This window comes from Herpetosiphon sp. NSE202 (assembly GCF_042688385.1).
GTDB lineage: Bacteria > Chloroflexota > Chloroflexia > Chloroflexales > Herpetosiphonaceae > Herpetosiphon.
Genome location: NZ_JBHUPY010000017.1, coordinates 82,426 through 101,249 on the forward strand (window position 1 = coordinate 82,426; position 18,824 = coordinate 101,249).

At 52.2% G+C, this 18,824-nt stretch carries 16 protein-coding genes; 9 read left to right on the forward strand and 7 right to left on the reverse strand.

Annotated features, from left to right (window positions below; translation table 11 throughout):
* Positions 1-8: 8 nt before the first annotated feature.
* Entirely contained in the window at positions 9-962 is a 954-nt protein-coding gene (locus ACFMKP_RS19730) for an aldo/keto reductase (RefSeq protein WP_382294341.1), read from the reverse strand.
* Positions 963-1,251: 289 nt separating this feature from the next.
* Between ACFMKP_RS19730 and ACFMKP_RS19735 the strand changes: the two genes are divergently transcribed.
* The 3 genes from ACFMKP_RS19735 to ACFMKP_RS19745 all read left to right on the forward strand — a co-directional run bounded on the left by ACFMKP_RS19735 (position 1,252) and on the right by ACFMKP_RS19745 (position 5,008).
* Positions 1,252-2,403, forward strand: coding sequence for an extracellular solute-binding protein (locus tag ACFMKP_RS19735; RefSeq protein WP_382294343.1), 1,152 nt, complete (start codon positions 1,252-1,254; stop codon positions 2,401-2,403).
* A 193-nt stretch (positions 2,404-2,596) separates the two neighbouring features.
* Positions 2,597-2,965: a roadblock/LC7 domain-containing protein gene (locus tag ACFMKP_RS19740; protein ID WP_054535499.1), complete on the forward strand. Its 369-nt coding sequence runs from the start codon at positions 2,597-2,599 to the stop codon at positions 2,963-2,965.
* Between the two features lie 606 nt (positions 2,966-3,571).
* A complete protein-coding gene (locus tag ACFMKP_RS19745; RefSeq protein WP_382294345.1) occupies positions 3,572-5,008 on the forward strand; it encodes an O-antigen ligase family protein in 1,437 nt (478 codons plus the stop codon).
* A gap of 642 nt (positions 5,009-5,650) precedes the next feature.
* On the opposite strand, the gene ACFMKP_RS19750 is transcribed toward ACFMKP_RS19745, so the two are convergent.
* Entirely contained in the window at positions 5,651-6,889 is a 1,239-nt protein-coding gene (locus tag ACFMKP_RS19750) for a hypothetical protein (RefSeq protein ID WP_382294347.1), read from the reverse strand.
* Between the two features lie 508 nt (positions 6,890-7,397).
* Here ACFMKP_RS19750 and mltG point away from each other — a divergent pair.
* The 5 genes from mltG to ACFMKP_RS19775 all read left to right on the forward strand — a co-directional run bounded on the left by mltG (position 7,398) and on the right by ACFMKP_RS19775 (position 11,598).
* A complete protein-coding gene (gene mltG, locus ACFMKP_RS19755; protein WP_382294349.1) occupies positions 7,398-8,471 on the forward strand; it encodes an endolytic transglycosylase MltG in 1,074 nt (357 codons plus the stop codon).
* Positions 8,459-9,280, forward strand: a complete 822-nt coding sequence (gene aroE, locus ACFMKP_RS19760; RefSeq protein ID WP_382294351.1) for a shikimate dehydrogenase — start codon at positions 8,459-8,461, stop codon at positions 9,278-9,280. The genes mltG and aroE overlap by 13 nt, the downstream gene beginning before the upstream one ends.
* A gap of 7 nt (positions 9,281-9,287) precedes the next feature.
* Positions 9,288-9,959: a hypothetical protein gene (locus ACFMKP_RS19765; RefSeq protein WP_382294353.1), complete on the forward strand. Its 672-nt coding sequence runs from the start codon at positions 9,288-9,290 to the stop codon at positions 9,957-9,959.
* A gap of 89 nt (positions 9,960-10,048) precedes the next feature.
* Positions 10,049-10,681 carry a cyclodeaminase/cyclohydrolase family protein gene (locus tag ACFMKP_RS19770; RefSeq protein ID WP_382294355.1) on the forward strand — a complete coding sequence of 211 codons (633 nt, stop codon included), beginning with the start codon at positions 10,049-10,051 and terminating at the stop codon, positions 10,679-10,681.
* A gap of 56 nt (positions 10,682-10,737) precedes the next feature.
* Complete coding sequence (locus ACFMKP_RS19775) at positions 10,738-11,598, forward strand: bifunctional 5,10-methylenetetrahydrofolate dehydrogenase/5,10-methenyltetrahydrofolate cyclohydrolase (RefSeq protein ID WP_382294357.1); 861 nt, start codon at positions 10,738-10,740, stop codon at positions 11,596-11,598.
* Here the strand turns inward: ACFMKP_RS19775 and ACFMKP_RS19780 are convergent.
* From ACFMKP_RS19780 to ACFMKP_RS19800, 5 genes are all read right to left on the reverse strand, one after another.
* Positions 11,595-12,188 carry a hypothetical protein gene (locus ACFMKP_RS19780; protein ID WP_382294359.1) on the reverse strand — a complete coding sequence of 198 codons (594 nt, stop codon included), beginning with the start codon at positions 12,186-12,188 and terminating at the stop codon, positions 11,595-11,597. The two genes, ACFMKP_RS19775 and ACFMKP_RS19780, sit on opposite strands and share 4 nt — an antisense overlap.
* A gap of 94 nt (positions 12,189-12,282) precedes the next feature.
* Positions 12,283-14,175, reverse strand: coding sequence for a peptidoglycan DD-metalloendopeptidase family protein (locus tag ACFMKP_RS19785; RefSeq protein WP_382294360.1), 1,893 nt, complete (start codon positions 14,173-14,175; stop codon positions 12,283-12,285).
* A gap of 566 nt (positions 14,176-14,741) precedes the next feature.
* Positions 14,742-15,734 carry an aldo/keto reductase gene (locus tag ACFMKP_RS19790; RefSeq protein WP_382294362.1) on the reverse strand — a complete coding sequence of 331 codons (993 nt, stop codon included), beginning with the start codon at positions 15,732-15,734 and terminating at the stop codon, positions 14,742-14,744.
* A 146-nt stretch (positions 15,735-15,880) separates the two neighbouring features.
* Entirely contained in the window at positions 15,881-16,288 is a 408-nt protein-coding gene (gene cdd, locus ACFMKP_RS19795; RefSeq protein WP_382294364.1) for a cytidine deaminase, read from the reverse strand.
* The gene (locus ACFMKP_RS19800) at positions 16,278-17,561 is read right to left on the reverse strand and encodes a hemolysin family protein (RefSeq protein WP_382294366.1); all 1,284 of its coding nucleotides are present in this window, start codon (positions 17,559-17,561) and stop codon (positions 16,278-16,280) included. Before ACFMKP_RS19800 ends, cdd begins: the two co-directional genes overlap by 11 nt.
* 686 nt (positions 17,562-18,247) lie before the next feature.
* Between ACFMKP_RS19800 and ACFMKP_RS19805 the strand changes: the two genes are divergently transcribed.
* Positions 18,248-18,667, forward strand: a complete 420-nt coding sequence (locus ACFMKP_RS19805; RefSeq protein WP_382294368.1) for a hypothetical protein — start codon at positions 18,248-18,250, stop codon at positions 18,665-18,667.
* The last annotated feature ends 157 nt before the right edge of the window (positions 18,668-18,824 follow it).

An 18,824-nucleotide genomic window follows, 5' to 3' on the forward strand; every position in this document is an offset into this window, starting at 1 on the left:
TGATACGTTTAGTAGCGCGTGCCAACCGCAGCATCAATTGGCAACACAGCGTCAATTGCGGCTAGCTCGGCGGCGCTTAGCTCAACATTCAAGGCAGCCATGTTTTCTTCGAGGTAGCGGCGGCGCTTGGTGCCTGGAATCGGCACAATATCATCGCCTTTGGCCAAGACCCAAGCCAAGGCCAATTGCGCTGGCGTGATACCTTTTTGGCTGGCCAATTGCTCAATATGCTGCACCAAGCTCAAGTTGCGCTGGAAATTTTCGCCTTGGAAGCGTGGTGAGTAGCGGCGATAATCATCGGCGGCAAAATCATCGACGCTGCGAAATTGGCCGGTTAGGAAGCCACGCCCAAGCGGGCTATAGGCCACAAAGCCAATGCCCAACTCGCGAGTTGTCGCCAAAATTTCAATTTCTGGCTCGCGCGACCAGAGCGAATACTCGGTTTGCAAAGCGCTAATTGGGTGAACTTGGTGCGCGCGGCGAATCGTTGGCGCATCGGCTTCGGATAAACCGATGTAGCGCACCTTGCCAGCCTGTACCAACTCGGCCATTGCGCCAACCGTTTCCTCGATGGGCACATTGGCATCAACCCGATGCTGATAATAGAGATCGATATGATCAACGCCCAAGCGTTGCAGCGAAGCATCGCAGGCGGCTTTCACATATTCAGGCCGGCCATTGATTGAGCGTTGATTATCGGGGCCGCGTTGAATGCCAAATTTGGTTGCGAGAATAACCTGATCGCGGCGACCTTTGAACGCCTTGCCAACCAGCTGCTCATTGGTAAAAGGCCCATACATATCGGCGGTATCGAAGAAATTCACGCCTAATTCTAAGGCGCGGTCGATGGTTGCCAGCGATTCGGCCTCGTCGGTTGGGCCATAAAACTCCGACATACCCATACAACCCAAGCCAATTGGATTAACTGTGAGTCCTTGGTTGCCTAGTGACCGTTGTTTCATTCCTGTCTCCAGCAATAGATCATAAACCAATGCAGGCAGTCTACACCTTTGAGTGCGCTCAAAGTCAAGTAGTGGAATGTGCCCGAGCCTAGCCAGCTAGGTCAGCTTGTCAGTAACGCCTGAGCATGGTATACTTTTGATGATTCGTTGGCGTTTTATGCCTTTATAATCAGATAAAACGCAATTAACGAAAGAACGGGATACACCCATGAGGGCAGTATGGCGGTATTTTAGCCTTTTGATGATTGGGATTTTCATTGTTGGTTGTAGCGCAACAAGCTATGATAACATGTTGTTAACCCCGGGGGCTACCGCTAATCCTCTGACCCGCACGCAACTGGTAATTTGGCATGGAGCAGATGGCCAACGTAGTGAACTTTTCACGCGATTGCTGTTAGAATACCAACGGGCACATCCAAACGTTGTGATTCAAATTATCAATCGTGGGCCAAACCTTCTGCACGATTATCGGGCGGCACTGCTTGAAGGCACACCACCAGACCTAATCTGGCTTAACGAAAATCGTTGGGTAGGCGAGCTAGCAGATCAACAACTGATTATTGATCTGACGGAACGGTTGCGTGGGGTTAACCTTGAGCCAATTGTGCCAGCGGCGCTTGATGGTGCCCGTTATGGCGAAAAGTTATATGGCTTGCCATTGACGCTTAATCTACCTGTGCTGTACTATAATCGGGCAAACTTTGTAAGCACACCGCCACAAAGCACCGCTGAATGGCTTGAAATCGCTCGCGGGTTTAGCGATGATCAAGGACAGTACGGATTAGCGTATAATTTATCGCTATACTTTACCCAACCCTACCTTCCAGCCTTCGGGGGCGCAATCTTCGATGAGACTGGGGCGGTGGTTCTGGGGACACAAAGCTATACCCCAACATTACAGTGGCTAACCTGGGTCGACGCATTAGCCCAAGATCCAAGCTTGTTAGCCCGTGATGATCATCGACTGATAGCTCGCAGTGTGAGCCAAAACAGTGCGATTATGACGATTGACTGGGCCGATCAAATCAGCACCTATCGTCAATTGTGGGGGGAGAACGTTGGCGTGCAACCATTGCCACGCCTGAGCCAAACCGGCCAAGAACCGCAACCCTTTGTTCGGAGCAGTGTGCTTGTGATCAGCCCACGCAGCACCGAGCAACAGCAAAACGCCGCGCTTGACGTGATGCGGTTTCTTGTGGAGATGAAAGCGCAAACGGCTTTTCAAGCCGCTGATATCCCAAGTGTGCGTAACGACTTAGCCAGTAGCGACCCACTCTACCCACAACTTCAGCTGGCAGTTAGTCGCGCGAGCGCTTGGCCCACCACCCTCCGCTTCAACAACGGATGGGACATCCTGATCGCTTTGGTGCGTAATAGCTTAAATGGCGCACCCTTGGAAGAAAGTATCGCGAACGCCGATCGCCTGCTACGGAGCGAGTAGCCAACCCAGCATATTACAGCGAACCGCTTGACAAGCAAGGGCTAAATTAGCCCGTTATAGTGGGATCTGTAGTTGATATTTGGCAAAAGATGTAGTAGAATGGCGCAGACGGCCAACCCGCTGAAGGCTGATCGTTCCAAGCAAGTCATTCATTATAGATTCCACGCCGGCCTACGGCCTAAGGAGGAGTTGCATGGCAACCAGAACCGAAGAGATGGTGCGGCATCTCAAGGCACTGCAGATGAATACGCCTGACATCGAAGCCTCGGCGGTCGTCAGCGTTGATGGTCTCATCATGGCCTCGAATCTTCCGAACGATGTGGAAGAAGATCGTGTGTCTGCTATGAGTGCCGCGATGTTGTCTCTGGGCGAACGAATCGCTGGCGAGCTTCGGCGTGGCGCACTTAACCTCGTCTTCGTACAAGGTGAAGAAGGCTACGTTATTCTGATTTCAATCGGTGAAGATGCAGTGCTAACCGCCTTGGCGCAAAGCCGGGCAAAGCTTGGCCTGATCTTCTTAGACATGAAGCGTACCGCTAACGAGTTGGCCCATTTCGTATAAGGCTGCCGACCTCCGAACGACCGTTCGCGGGCCAGAATCGGTTCTGGCCCCCTTTTTTTGCTCTTGGGTAACGCTAGTGTGCCATGTGCAGGTGGCCTGCTGGCGCTTTTTTTATTTTAGCCACCTGTCGCTCTGTTACAATTGTGTAATATTTGGCCTTTGAGCTTGGCAGCACACCACGATCTATGGTAGCGTAGCAGAACATAGAACATAGAGCATAGAAAAGGATGAAGGAAAGGCAAAAGTCAGAAATCAAAAGTCAAAAAGTTATAACGCAGAGGCGCAGAGAACGAAAGGATGAAGGATGAAGAGTGGGTATTCGTGCAATTCGTGGCGAAAAACGGCCTTCGCGCTCTTCGTGTTCTTTGCGGTTTCCGTCCTTCGTGCTCTTCGTATCCTTGGTGGATCAATTTCAACGCAGAGGCGCAGAGCATAGGGCAGGGGCTATCGGCTCAAGGCTATCGGAAATTAGGTGGAAACAAAAAATCAATAGCCTATAGCCCATAGTCTATAGCCTCATTTCGCGCTCTTCGTGTTCTTCGCGGTTTCCGCCCTTCGTGTCCTTCGTGGATCAAAACGTACCCCAGTTATAAAAGGTAGATTGGCATGTTTGCAGCATTCGATCAGCATCGACGACGTGAGCTTGGGTTGATTTTCGGCGGTACGCTGCTTGGCATTGGCTTAGGCGCGATTGCTGCTTTTGTGCCAGGCTTTTTGGTTGTTGCAGGCGTGCTGGGCTTGCTGGTCGGGGCATGGTTTGCTCGTTCAGTGCATTCGATTCTGACGGCGACTGTTTTGGTTGCCACGCTTTTGCCCTTTGGGACTTTGCCCTTCAAAGTTGGTCTAACTCCTGCCTTGCTTGAGCTAGGTTTGTTGGCGCTCTATGCCATGCTGGTCGTTCGCAATTTGGTTGATCCTGAACGTAGCTGGCGTTGGGGCAGCCTCGCGCCATGGGTTATTTTGCTGCTTGGTAGCTCGTTTTTCTCGTTTATCATTGGCTCGAATGCTGCGCCCGATAGCCTATTGCTACATAATTATTTCAAATTATTGCTTGGCATTTGTTTGTTCTGGGGGGTGCAAAACGCCCTCGATTCGCTTGAACAAGCTCGTTGGTGGCTGCGCTTGCTGATTCTGGCTGGGTGGGCGGCGGCGCTGCTCGGCATTGGCCTGCGCTTTGCCCCCGACGGCTTAGCACTGCGCTTTTTGACCGCGCTTGCGCCAATTGGCTATCCTGCAAGTGGCCGCGTCTTGCGCTATGTTGAAGACGATCCAAATGGGTTTGAGCGCGCGATTGGGACATCGATCGACCCCAACGGTTTTGGCGGGATGATGGCCTTGCTCGGGGCGATTGCACTAGGCCAAGCCTTGGCTCAGCGCCCTGTTTTAGGCCGCAAATGGTTATGGCTGATTACCGCAAGCTTTGGTTTGGCAGTATTTTTAACCTCGTCACGGGCGGCGCTTGGTGGGTTTGCGATTGCAGGGCTGTTTCTGGCAACCGTGCGCTATCGCCAATTGTGGTGGCTGATTGGTGCTGGAGGCATTGCTGGTGCAATTGCCATTTTGGGCTTGGGCAAGGGCGGCGATTTTGTCGAGCGGATTGTTGAAGGCATTCAGTTTAAAGATCAAGCCAACCAAATGCGCTTGGCCGAGTTTCGCAATGCAATCGCGATTATGCGCGAGTATCCTGTGTTTGGGGTGGGCTTTGGCCGCGCCCCAAATATCGACCTGACAACTGGCGTGAGCAGCGTGTATTTGGCGCTTGGCTCGCGCATGGGCTTGGTTGGTTTAGGCTTATACATTTTGACGGCAATTGCCTTTATGGTGCTCACAACCCAAGCCATCCGCCGCAGCGAGCGCTCGGTTGGCGATGCAATTATTGGCTTGCAGGCAGCGATTTTGGCTGCACTCGCAGTTGGTGTGCTCGATCACTATTTCTTCAATATCGAGTTTCCGCATATGGGCACGCTGTTTTGGGGCGTGGTTGGCTTGGCAATGGTTTTTATGCGCGAGGCACACGCTGATAATCCTCGCTCACAATCGTAGAGGTTGGATGATCCACTCACCCCCCAGCCCCCGCTCCCACTGGATGCGGGCGAGGGGGAGCCGATCATTTTTCGCCAAGGAATTGGGAGAGAACCACGGCGTTAAAGTCCCTCGCCCGCGCCACGGGAGCGGGGTTGGGGTGAGGGCATCATCCAACCTTTGAAAACCAGCCCCCTCCTTTCAAGGATCGCTTGTTAGTAATTGGTCGGCGGTGGAGCGTTCCCTCACCCCCCAACCCCCTCTCCCACTGGACGCGGGCGAGGGGGAGCACCCATTTGACCGACGAATTACGCGAGAACCACGGTTTAAAGCCCCTCGCCTGCTGGGCGGGAGCGGGGTTGGGGTGAGGGAACGCTCCACCGCCGACCCTTGAAAGCCAGCCCCCGCTCTCACGAAAACGCGGGCGAGGGGGAGCACCCATTTGACCGACGATTTGCGCAAGAACCATGGAGTTAAAGCCCCTCGCCCAGCGGATGGGAGAGGGGTTGGGGTGAGGGGATCTCAACCCACTCAATTAAAAAGCCCCTCTCCCATACTCAATGTGGGAGAGGGGTTGTTGTGATGCTATTTCAACCTTCGTGTTCTTCGCGTCCTGCGTGGTTACCGTTTCCGATCTCCAAGCCCCAACAACTGATCCTCAACTTATCGATCAAAATCAGGATTGTAAATATGCTCAGTTGTATTGCTCCACTGCTGGCCAGTTTCGTTGCTCGAGAAGCTTGCATTATTGATAATTTGGGTATAGGTTCCGCGAATTGATTCTTTGACGATCACTTGGAAGGTCACATTAATTCGTTGATTTGGTTGCAAGAGCGGAATTTGCCAGCCAATCGGGCCTGAGCCATTGGGGCTTGGCTGAATTTGTGGCGCTGGCCAACTTAGCCCACTAAAACTTGTAGCGCTTGAGAAGGGATCGACGATTTGAACATTGCTCAAGGGCATGTTGCCAGTATTTTGGATGGCGAGAGTATACGAAATCGTATCACCAGGCCGTACAAAACCATCAAAATTATGCAGCTGATTGCCACGATTAACATCCCAAATCACCAACGAATTGAGCACAATCCGCGCCCGATAGATTGGCACTGGCGTGGGAGTTGGTGATGGCGTAGGCGTTGGCAGAGGCGCACTTGCGACCTTAAATTGAATCGTTTTGCTATCGCAGCGCATGCCTTGGTTGGCAATATACGAAGCTTTCAGTGTGTAATCGCCAGCAGGCACTGTGCTTAAATTCCAAGTGTTGCCAGTGAACAGATAGGGATCGATCTGCTCGATGTGGGTTTTGGTCATTGGGCCGGTCAGGCGAAATTCAATTTGCCATGGTGGCGCGCCAGTGATTTTCATGCCAATTCTGGCTGAATGTTGTAAAACTGCGTTTTGGCTTACGCCCACCCAACCAAGCAAACGGCCCGAATCGCAGTTGCGCAAACAATAATTGGTGCCGCCATAATGATTGGATGCTAACAAGCGATCGTGGTAGCGCTGGTTCATCAGGTTTGGCAAAACTGGCCCGAAGAAGGCGCTCATTTGGCCAGCGCAGGTGGTTAAGGTTTGGCGATATGTGCGTTGGGTATTGGGGGGTAATTGGTCGCTTTGCGAGGCAAAGAGCACCTGATGATCGGTTACGGCATCGAATTTTTGATACACAGCCGTGCCAACTTCATAGGTACAAACACTCGAACGATTGATAATAACAACTTCGTTTTCGGCGCTGAACCAAGCACCAAGATCGCCTAAGCCAGGGCAATCGGGGGGCGAACCTTCGCTATCCTGAGCGAAGCTAGCGTGCGGTTGACGAGCCATGAGCGCGAATAAACCAGCGATCATGAACGTCAATAGAGCAGGAATGCAGAGCGAACGTAGCCGCATGCTCCATTGCATAAAACACCATCCTGCGATGATTGGTTGGTATGTCGGTAGAACTATTATGACTCAGGCCTTAAGTCATGTCAATGTGTAGCTAGCTATTTAAGCAACTCACAAGCTGATCGAATCACTAGCAAGCATTAATCTGATCCTAAACTCAATCATGGAATATATCTTGATAAGGCGTACCAACCAGCCAAACGCAACCTAACTGGCCACAAGCCAGCAACGAATCCAAAAAGAATACTAGCTAGTATAGCAACACTTGGGGCTGTTGTGCAGTCGTATAAACAAGCGTCAGTCCCGTTCGTTAAGACGACTTGTATCTCACCCTTAGAGGTGATGCTCTTGCAGATTGCTTGCCTAAGGTTTTAGCTCATGAGGATGGGGTAAAGGATTGTTAAGCAAGGAGGAGTTGTTGTCAAATAGATAACGCAAGGCTATAATAGCCAAGGTTTTGCCGTTTGCGATTGACCGATTGTTGGCACATGCCAACGCTACCTATAGATAATAAGGGATGCTTGTGAGACGTTTAATTCGAGCTTTGTTGATTGTTGCCACCATTGGCGCACTCGTGGTCGCTTGTGTTGCAACATTGTTCCTGCGTGAGTTAACCACGCCTGCTGGCGATAGCAAGATTGCCAAAAATTTTACGATTGCCCAAAATGAAAGTTTGGCCGTCATTAGCAGCAATCTAGAATCCGAAGGCTTGGTTCGCCGCGCAATTGTCTTCCGCGTTTTCGCCGATATCCGCAACGCTGAAACAGAGTTGTACCCGGGCACCTACAAAATCAGCCCCAACATGACCATCAACCAAATTTTGGAAATGTTTCGGGTTGCGCCTGAAGTGCAAACGGCGGTGCGCTTTACCGTGCCCGAGGGCTTGCGAATCGAAGAAATTGCCAACGTTATCGAATCGACTGGCGTGGTCAGCGCCGACGATTTCTTGAGCGTGGCCCGCAATGGCTCGCAATTCAAGGCCGATTATAGCTTTTTGGCGAGCTTGCCCGATAGCGCCAGCTTAGAAGGCTATCTCTTCCCCGATACCTATGACATTTTCTCCGATGCAAGCAGCGAAGATATTGTGCGCAAAATGCTCGATACGTTCGCAATTCGCTGGGCCGATTCGCCATTGAGCAGCGCTACAACTGGACGCTCTGTCCACGAAGTGCTCACAGTGGCCTCAATTGTGCAGCGCGAAGCGAGCAACAACGAAGAAATGCCGCGGATTGCCGCCGCCTTCTGGAATCGGCTAAAGCCAGAGTTTGCCGGCAACCAACTTGGCGCAGATCCGACGGTTCAATATATTTTGGGCGAGCCGGGCAACTGGTGGCCAAAGCTCGATCAGCTGACGGTTGAACAAATTAATAGTGCCGCAGGCCCATACAACACGCGGGTCAACCCTGGCCTACCACCAGGCCCAATTAGTGCGCCTGGATTGTTTGCTTTGCAAGCAGCCGCTGCACCAGCAGATGAGGATGTGACCTATTTTGTGGCCAAATGTGTTGCCGCTGGCGAACGGCCAACCCACGCTTTTACCAACGACTATATTGAATTTAACAGCTTACAAGAAGAGTATTTGGCGTGTCCCAAATAACTGCCCTTGGCATCATTGGCGATCCAGTCGCCCATAGCCTTTCGCCTGCAATGCACAATGCTGCATTGCAGGCGCTTGCTATTAATCAGCAGTATGTACGTTGGCACACCCCAGCCGCTGAGTTGCCCGCCCGCGTGCAAAGCCTACGCGCCGAGGGTATGCTGGGCGCAAATGTAACCTTGCCGCATAAAGTCGCAATCGCTCCCTTGCTTGATCGCACGCTCGCAATCGCCCAGGAACTGGGTGCGGTCAACACCATTGTGCGCGAAGCCGATGGCAGTTTGACTGGCCATAACACCGATGCACCCGCGCTCCAAGCCTCGCTCCAAGCCGCTGATCTTGATTTAGCTAGCCAACGGGCGGTGATTTTGGGCGCTGGTGGGGCGGCACGGGCAGCACTTTGGGCCTTGCGCAACGCTGGTTGCCAACAGATTAGCCTAATCAATCGTACGCTCAGCAGTGCCCAAGCCTTGGTTTTGCCCCACGAGCAAGCGCTAGCGGCCACTGATCCTCACGTTGCTGATTGTTTAGCCAAGGCGAGCTTGTTGATCAATGTAACCTCGCTTGGTTGGAAGGATACTGATCCTACACCGCTTGATTTAGGCCTATTACACGCCAAGCTTTTGGTGTACGATACAGTCTATCGCCAAACGCCATTGCTTAAAGCGGCGGCGGCAATTGGCGCGGCCCATTGCGATGGGCTTGATATGTTGGTCCGCCAAGCTGGCTTAGCTTTTAGCCTCTGGTTTAATCAGCCTGCACCGCTAGCAGTGATGCGTACCGCTGCCCTAGCGGCCCTACAAGGATAATCAGCCTATGTTGTTAGCACTTGTGATTGTGGTTGGGATTGCAATTGGCTTTGGATTAAACCCTTGGATTACCCAAATCGCCACTGACCCCAAAGCTGCCAACCCGTTGCCAACCCCGCGTCACCCCTTGCTTGGTGGCCCAACTTGGGTTGGCGTATTGGTTGCGGCAATAAGTGGGCTGATGGCATGGATTTGTTATCGCGATTATGGGCTTTCGCTGCGGGGTATCTATTGGTATGCAATGAGCCTAGTTTTTATTGTGATTGGGGCCGTCGATTGGAAAGTGCGCCTGATTGATGTGCTGTTGGTGTTGATTGCAACCATCGCCGCGTTAATTGGCTCGGCCTTTTTAACCTTTGGTTTCAAAGCTTCGCTGATTGGGGCCTTGATTGCTGGGCTTTTGTTTTTGCTCTTTTTTGCTGGCTCGATTGTGCTTTATCCTGATGCTGATGCGCCGTTTGGTTTAGGCGATGTCTATCTAGCCTTTTTGATGGGCGCAACGGTTGGTTGGGGCTATCTTGGCGGTGTGCTCATATATGGCATGGGCTTGGCGGGGCTTGCCTCACTTGGGATTTTGGTGATGCGCCAGATCAGAGGCGAAGGCACGCTCTATATCGCCTATGGAACCTATTTATGCCTTGGTGTGTTGCTGTATATGATCAAGTTTGGGCCACTTTAAGCAGCTAAGCATGCGGATAGAACCAACCGCACAGCTGCCGAGATGTGGTACGATCAGCATGAACTTGATTCAACACCAAGGAGGTCATTATGACCCTATTACAGGTGCCAATCACCGAATTTTTGGATCAGCTTGCAACCAAAGAGCCAGTTCCAGGCGGCGGGAGCGTTGCAGCCGTGTCTGGGGCAATGGCCGCAGGCTTGATTTCAATGGTTTGTTCACTGACGCTTGGCAAGAAGAAATATGCCGAGGTCGAGGATGAAATTCGCGGTTTGATGGATCGCTCGGAATCGTTGCGCCGCGAGTTGCAAGAATTGGCCGAGGCTGATGTTGAGGCATTTCGTCGCTTGAGTGTGGCCTATAAATTGCCGCGCGAAACCAGCGCCGATATTGCAATTCGCCGCGATGCGATTCAAGCAGCAACCAGAATTGCCACCGATGTGCCATTGCGCACGGCCCAAGCTGCCGCTGCGATTTTGCCGCTGTGTAGCCCAGCCGCTCAAAAAGGCAATTCTGCTGCGGTCAGCGATGTTGGCGTGGCAGTACTTTTGGCTCAAGCTGCGGTGCGGAGCGCCTTGCTCAACGTCGAAATCAACCTGAATTCGCTTGAAGATCAGTTTTATGTGCGCGAAACGCGGGCCGAGGTTGCTAAACTTACCGCCACTCTGCACGAAGATACCGAGGCAATAATGGCCTTGGTCAACCAACAACTGCAAGCCTAAAAATGGTTTCCAACGCTGGCGGAGCATAAGCTCCGCTTTTTTACGTAAAGGATGTTATGACAGCGCTTTTGCTTGATGGTCGCGTATTAGCGAAGGAATTGAAGGCTCAAATCAGCCAGCAAGCGGCTGAATTCAAGGTTCGCACTGGCTATACGCCCCAATTGGTCGTGGTTCAGGTGGCGGGCAATGCTGCTTCCGATTGGTATGTGCGTTCAATTCGCCGCTCGTGTGAAGGAGTTGGCTTTGGCTTTGCACTGCAACTTCTGCCCGAAACCTGCGATCAAGCGACCTTAGAAGCAGCAATTCAGCAAGCCAGCAACGATTCCAGCATTCACGGCATTATTATTCAAATGCCGTTGCCTAGCCAGCTCTCTGCTGATGGAGCAGTTGCCGCGCTTAATCCTCAAAAAGATGTTGATGGCTTGCACCCAATCAACGCTGGTCGTTTAGCTCAAGGCCTGCCTGCCTTGGTTCCAAATACGCCTGCTGGCGGCATGGCTTTGCTCGATCGCTATCAAATTAGTTTGGCTGGCAAGCATGCAGTGGTGGTTGGGCGCTCGAATGTGGTGGGCAAACCGCTTGCTCAATTGTTGCTGGCGCGCCATGCCACCGTGACGATTTGCCACTCGCGCACCGCCAATTTGGCCGAAGTTATTCGTCAAGGCGATCTTGTGGCGGCAGCGGTTGGCAAGGCTGGCTTGGTAACGGGTGCAATGCTCAAACCAGGCGCGGTGGTGCTCGATTTTGGCATCAACGAAGTGGCCGAAGGTCAAGTGGTTGGTGATGTCGATTGGGCCAGCGCCAGCGAAGTTGCCAGCGCAATCACTCCTGTACCAGGTGGAACTGGCCCAGTTACCAATATGATGTTGCTGCAAAATACTTTACAAGCAGCTCAATGGTTAGCCAAACAAGCCTAAGCTAGCACTGAGCTTGATGTTGCTTGGCTGGCAACAATTAACTCGTGGAGTTGTTGCCAGCGCTCAGCCATCTCGTGGGCTGGCAAGGCGCGTTTATTCCAATCGGCGAGGCAATTCTGGCGATATTTTAATCCAGCATGGGCAATTACCCACTGCTCATAGCTTGCAATCCACGTGCAGCAATGACAAAGCAGGCTGGTCATGCGCAGCCATTCGTTCAAATTGGCGGGCATGCGCACTGGCGGCACTGCACTGAGCGACCAAACATTGCACAGCGGTGCGGCCCGATCGATCAAGCCAATTTGTAGCTTGTCGCGGCGCAAAAACAGGCTTGCTGCATAGCCATCGCCATACCACAAGCCCCAACCCCACAAATCAAGCGTCGCCCCGTTGCCAAGTTGAAAGCGATAATTGCTGCTGCCACGCTGCTCAGCAGGCATGCGGCTGCGCTCTGCCCCATATTCCAGCAGCAAATTGCCTGCACCGCGCCGCACATCGTGGCCCCAACACCAACATTGTTGCTCGAATAATGGTCGTCCTGTGTGCTGCACAGGCTTTGGTAAAGCATAATTTGGCATTATCTTTGACATATTGATACTGTATATCATTATAAAATAGGCAAAAAAGTGGTCGCGCACAGCACGACCATATATTGATATAATGTATCATTATTAGGATGAAATGTCAATCAGCTGGTAACCAAACCGTCGTGCCAACCCAAATGCCTTGGTCGGCCATGGTGGTTTCATTGCTCAGCTCAACCTTGGCGGGCTTGTTTGGGTCAAATGTATAGGTCCCAAGATCAGCCCATTCGTTGGCGAAAACATACTGATTGACCACCACATCGCTGCGGCCCTCTGCGTGCTCAACCACATAATGTGCCGTGACTGCATCGTCGTGGCCGTTGTAGTAGTAGGGAATGTAGGTTAGCACGCGGTAGCGACCAGCGCTTGGCAGGCTGGTTTGCCAGGTTGCGGTGCTTGGTGGTTGATTCGGCGTGGGCTGCGGGGTCGCCACACCAGTCAAATCCGAAATCGTGTCGGTCAGCGTGTCGGTCTCAATCACCGGAATCTGCGAGGTAATCCAGAGCGTTTCTGCTCCAGCGCCAATTGGTACTGTTTGCCAATTGCCTTCGGTGCGGCTAAATCCTTGGTCGGTTGGCCGAACCGCAATCGTTTGGCCCAAATCGCAAGGATTCGGGCGATCGGCCCACAGCCAGCGCGACGCTGTGCCAACCGGATAGCTGCTCCATGGGTCGGGTTCGCTGCCACACCAACCATACGGGTCGGTATTGCGGCCAAGATATTGGGTTTGGAAGTGCAAGTGCGGGCCAATTGCACAGCCGGTTGAGCCAACGATGCCCAATTGTTCGCCACTTTTAATGGCTTGGCCAACTTCGACCGAAATTTCGCTGAGATGCCAATAGAGCGTGCGATAGCCATTGCCATGATCGATGACCACGCCTTTGGCGGGCACTCCACAGCCATCATCGGAATTGCTGGCCCAGACAATTGTGCCATCGGCGGCGGCAACCACGGCCTCTGGCGGTCGTGCGCCATAATCCCAGCCATCGTGGCCATCGTAGGAAATTTGGGTTTCACGCCGACCCCACCAACTGACCAACGATTGGTTAGGCGTTAAAAAGGGGTACTCGTGATCGAAAAATGAGGTGATATAGGTGACATTACGCAGCGGCCAACGCAAAAATGGCGTAGCTGGCGCAGGTACTTGGCCCAAAGTTTGGCGTGGATCTTCAAAAAACTTGCTGTAGGTTGCGACAAAACTGCCATCGCTCAGCACTTTGGCTAATTCTTCGGGAGTCATGGTTTGGGCCAGCAAACGCACAACCGCATATGAACTAGGGTTTAAGCCAGCGGGAATTGGGCCTTTGACATCTTTATCGCGATATTGCAATTCGGTCACATAGGCAAAATCGCGCACACCACGGCGTAACTCACGGGCGGCCCAGCGAATTTGGCCATGCAAACCGCGCCAGTTTTCATTTTCGCCCTGATATTTCATGGCCCAATCGAGTTGATCGGGATTAGGCGTTGGGTTAGTCAACAAGCCTTGCTGAAACTCCAGCAAGGCCAATAACAATTTGGGATTCAAACTGTAGAGATACGATTGGCCAACCACAACCTCAGCCAAGGACAAATTGCGATCGCCAACTGTCAGCAACGCAGCTTTGAGCGTGCCTGGCTGCGCATCCAAGAGCGTTTGAATATTCTCAACAGTCAGATTTTGCTCGGATGTAAAGCGAATATCATCGATTAAAGTTGGCGGTTCGGCTGCGCGTGGCAAAATCGAACTCGCTTCGACTGCATTTTGCGGCTCGACAGCTGGAGGCAAGGTTGGTGGCGGTTGTTCTGCTTGGTTGAGGTCGTCCTCGGAGATCGAATCAACAGGCCGAAAAATCAGCTGGCCGGTTTTCGTGGGCGACGGGGCAATTCGCAGCACCAGCGTAGTTAGGCACAAACTGACGATTAATGTGCTAAACAAAGCCCAGAGGCGTTGCTGATCGCTTTGCAGGCGATTGCGTAAATCAAAATAGCGTTTGGGGTTAAAGCGTTGCATAATCCTCACCAAGCATTCGCCTTGTCAGTATAGCAGATGTGGAATGGTTGGGGTGCAACATGAGTGCAATAAGATGGGTAATCGGCAGATCCCCTCACCCCAACCCCTCTCCCGTCCGACGGGCGAGGGGCTTTAAGCCGTGGTTCTGCGGCAATTCCTTGGTAAAAACGGGTGCTCCCCCTCGCCCGCGTTTTCGTGGACTAGGGGGCTGGGGGTGAGGGAACATGGTTGATAATCCAATGAACCACTACAGCTATCAGAATTATTGAGCTGCCTCAAAATCTTCCGATAGCTCATAGCTGTAAGGGTTCATTGCGTTAACGACGCTTCTCCCCTCATCCCCTAGCCCCCTCGCCCGTCGAACGGGCGAGGGGGAACCGCTGAATCAGGGCTCCCCTCGCCCGCGTTCAGTGGGAGAGGGGCTGGGGGTGAGGGCATGTACCTGGTTGACAATCCAATGAACCATTACACATAGCCCATAGCCTCATTTTCGTGCAATTCGTAGCTAAAAAATGTTCTTCGCGATCTTCGCGGTTTCCAGCCTTCGTGCGCTTCGTGGATCGGATTTAGTGTTGCAAAATGCTATCGATTTGCTGCATTTGGCTGGCGGTTAATGGCCCAAATTGCAGTGCTTTGGCGTTTTCGCTAGCTTGGGCCACGGTGCGAAAGCCTGGAATCGGCAAGGTTTGGCTACTGCGGCCCCACAACCATGCCAACGCGCCTTGGGTTAGCGTGCGGCCTTCGCTGGTGAGCACTTCGCGCAGGGCTTCGAGCTTTTTGAGCCATTCTGGGTTTGGTTTGCCGGCATGAAAACCTTCAAACCATTCGACTTTGCTGCGCACATCGTCGCTGCTAAAGCTGGTGCTTGGGGTAAATTTGCCAGTCAACAAGCCCATGGCCAAGGGCGCACGATTGATGCTGGCCAAATTGTGAGCTTCGCAAAAAGCAATAATCGCATCACTTTCGCCAGTGCTATGGCCATGCAATAAATTCAATTGCTGCTGCACGGCGATACAATTTGGGCCTTCGGCAAAGAGCTTAACAGCTTCAAGCCGATCGGTGCTCCAGCCATAGCCACGAATCTTGCCCTCGCTGACCAAGCTTTCGAGCGTATTGCGCACTGCGGCTGCATCTTCGATGGGATAGCCCCACAAGTGCAGTTGCAACAAATCGACATAATCGGTGTTGAGCCGTTTGAGGCTCGCTTCAAGTTGTTGGCGAATTTCTGTAGCGCTAATGGGCATTTGCTCAAAGGCATCGTTGCTGCCCTCGGCCCAGCTATTGCCAAATTTGGTTGCCAAAACGAGTTGATCGCGGCGGCCTGCGATTGCTTGGGCAATCACTTCCTCACTGTGGCCACAGCCATAAACGTTTGCGGTATCAAGAAAATTGACCCCAAGTTCAAGCGCTGCATGAATTGCCCGAATTGATTCTGCATCGTCGACTTGGCCCCAGCCAGCAGGATTGCCATTGTGGTTGAAGGGGCCGCCTATTGCCCAACAGCCTAAGCCCAAGGCGCTCACTTCGATGCCACTTTTGCCGATAGTTCGCTTTAACATGCGGGTATCTCCTAGCTAAATATTCTCGTTGCTAGGATTCTAAACATTTGCGCGCGCTCTAAGTCAAGAGCCAATTTTGGGCCATGCAAAAGCCCCTGTTTTTGAATTCAACAGGGGCTGGAGCAAGCATTATTTTGAAAATCAGCTTAATCGTTGGCGGTTAAGCTTTCACGTGAAAAACCGCCGGGCAACAACTCGCGTGGCGTGGTAGGCTGGGTTTGATCGGCCAAATTTGCCAACAGCACTGACATATCGGGGGCTAGCTCGAACATAAATTGGCGGCACATGCCGCAGGGCGCAACTGGCCCAGGCGTATCAGCTACCACGGCTATGGCTACAAATTCAGTTTCGCCAGCGCTCCAAGCGGCAGCAAGCGCCGAGCGTTCAGCGCACAAACACACAGGGTATGCAGCATTTTCGATATTACAGCCATGGAAGATGCGTCCGCTGGCTGTCAGCACTGCCGCGCCAACTTTGAAACGTGAGTATGGAGTATAAGCTCGTTCGCGGGCGCTCTTGGCGTTCTCCAAGAGCATTTGGTAGTCAACCATCATCGGTATTGCTCCCAACCTCGGCTACTTCTGGTTCGCCAGTGGCTAAGCTTAAGTGTAGGCGTTGCGGGCGCAAACCTTGAATCGTCACAACTTCAATCGTTGTATCATCGACATGCACCACATCGCCGACATTGGGCATCGAGCCAAGCAGGGCCAAAACGAAGCCACCGAGGCTATCTACATCGTCATTGATTAGGGTTAAGCCTGTAGCATCGTTGACTTCATCAATCGAGACCCGACTATCGAACAGCCATTCGTTGGGGCTAAGCTGTTGAATTGGCGCTTCTTCGCTATCGAACTCATCCTGAATTTCGCCAACGATCTCTTCCAGCAAATCCTCGATTGTCACCAAGCCCGCCGTGCTGCCATATTCATCGACAATAATGGCCATATGCACTTTGCGGCTTTGCAAAGCCCGCATCAAATCGTCAACCTTAAGTGATTCGGGCACAAAATAGGGCTGGCGTACCAATGAGCGCAAGGGCACATCACGTAGCCCATCGCGCAACAGCGGAAACAGATCTTTAGCGTACAACACTCCGAGCACTTGGTCAATTGAATCGTCGTAGATTGGCAAGCGCGAATGGCCAGCGCTAATAAACAAATTGAGCGCTTCTTCCATGCTGGCGCTAGCGGCCAAGCCCACAATATCGATCCGTGGCACCATCACTTCGCGCACGGCGGTATCGCTAAATTCAAAAATACCCGCAATCATATCGCGTTCTTCTGCTTCGATCACGCCCTCTTCTTCGCCGACGTTGACCATTAATTTAAGTTCTTCTTCGGTGACGAGGTTGGCATTTTGGCCGGTGACAAGGCCAATTGGGCGGGCAATTTGGCGCAGCAGCCATTGCATAGGCGCTACTAACCAGAGCAAAATTCGCAGTGGACGAACCGTCCAAAGCACCATACTATCGGGGTAGGCGGTGGCGAGGGTTTTGGGCAAGGTTGTGCCAATTGTGAGCCAGACCAACAGAAAGCCCAAGAGAAACGTGGCTTGCTGCCAGCCAGTGCGATTGGCAACAAACGTCAAGAGCAACGCGGTTGCGCCAATTGTGCCAACCGTGCTGAGCAAGAGCGTGCCGATGCGTAGATGATAGGGGTCTTCCAACAGGCGCATAGCCACGTTGGCCCGGCGTTCGCCGTTTTCCAACAGCGTATTCATTCGATGGCGTGAGATAGTAGAGAGCGCTGCTTCGGCTGCTGAGGCGACACTCACAATAATGAGACACATCGCCAGCCCAAGCAGCTCCAAACTAGATGCAGGGTCCATGGGTTCTATCGGCTTCAATCGGGCCTTGCGGCGCTACTATTGCAGGCTGGTGATCGACGCAGCAGCAATAATCCAAATTGTCGCCTTCGTCCTCCTCGAACTAGAGTAGATTGATATTTCGGTACTATGCAGTATGCGGCATATCGCAGGTGATTGCAAGAGGCCAAGCGTTAACGTTTTCAGGCGTTTAATCACGAAGCATGCGAACGTTTGATCCACGAAGGACACGAAGGACACGAAGGGGAAATGGCTATTGGCTGCGGGCTATTTGTACGAGTTCATTGGCTTGGCAATCAGAGGCATGCCCTCACCCCAGCCCCTCTCCCACTGAACGCGGGCGAGGGGAGCACAGATTCGGCGGTTCCCCCTCGCCTCGCGGGCGGGAGAGGGGGTTAGGGGGTGAGGGGGAAATCGAAGGTTAACGCAATGAACCATTACACCTATAGCCTAACCCCTGAACCCTCAACTTCATCTCTCATCCTTCATCCTTCATCCTTCTGACTTTGCTTCAGGGGTTGACAAGGCGTGTATGATGCGTTCGTCAACTTTGCACCAGTAGCGCAATTGATGTGCCTTAACAACCAAAAACAGTGTGCCAAGCAATTGGACTAACTTTTAAGGAACGGTTTGCAAAATTGATACGTCATCATGGCGTAACAATAAACACTTACTAGGAGGATGGTCGAATGCAACGGTTTTTTGGGTATGTATTACTCGTCGTATTAATGGTTGGCTTAGTTGGCTGTGGTGGTGGTGTTAGCGATACAACCATTCCTGCGCCACCAAGCAGCAGTGAATATCAAAAAGGCCAAGATCCAACCCTTGATATTATGGTTGATAGCTTTAGCCAAAGTATGGCAAGCAGTGGAACGAGCACAACCAACAAATTCTATGTGTCAACCGCAAGCGCGGAAGAAATCAAGAATTTCTATACCACTGAGATGACCAATCGTGGTTGGAAAACCATCGAATCACCATCGATTCCAGATACCACATCAGTCAATTTTCAAGCAGATGACAATGTAGCTGCGATTAATATGATTGATATGAGTATGGCGGGCGGCACTGGGATTCTGGTTATCACGACTGGCACGACCGTCAAATAAGGTTCCAAATCTGCTGAGTTTACGCTGGCCCTCAGTGTTGAGCAATTGCTTAGGCTGAGGGCTTTGTGTCGCAGATTGCCAGAATTGAGCCTCGTTGTAACCTTTAGAAAGCTATTGGCGTACCAAAGCTTGTGATTATTACCACACAGTTTTTGGT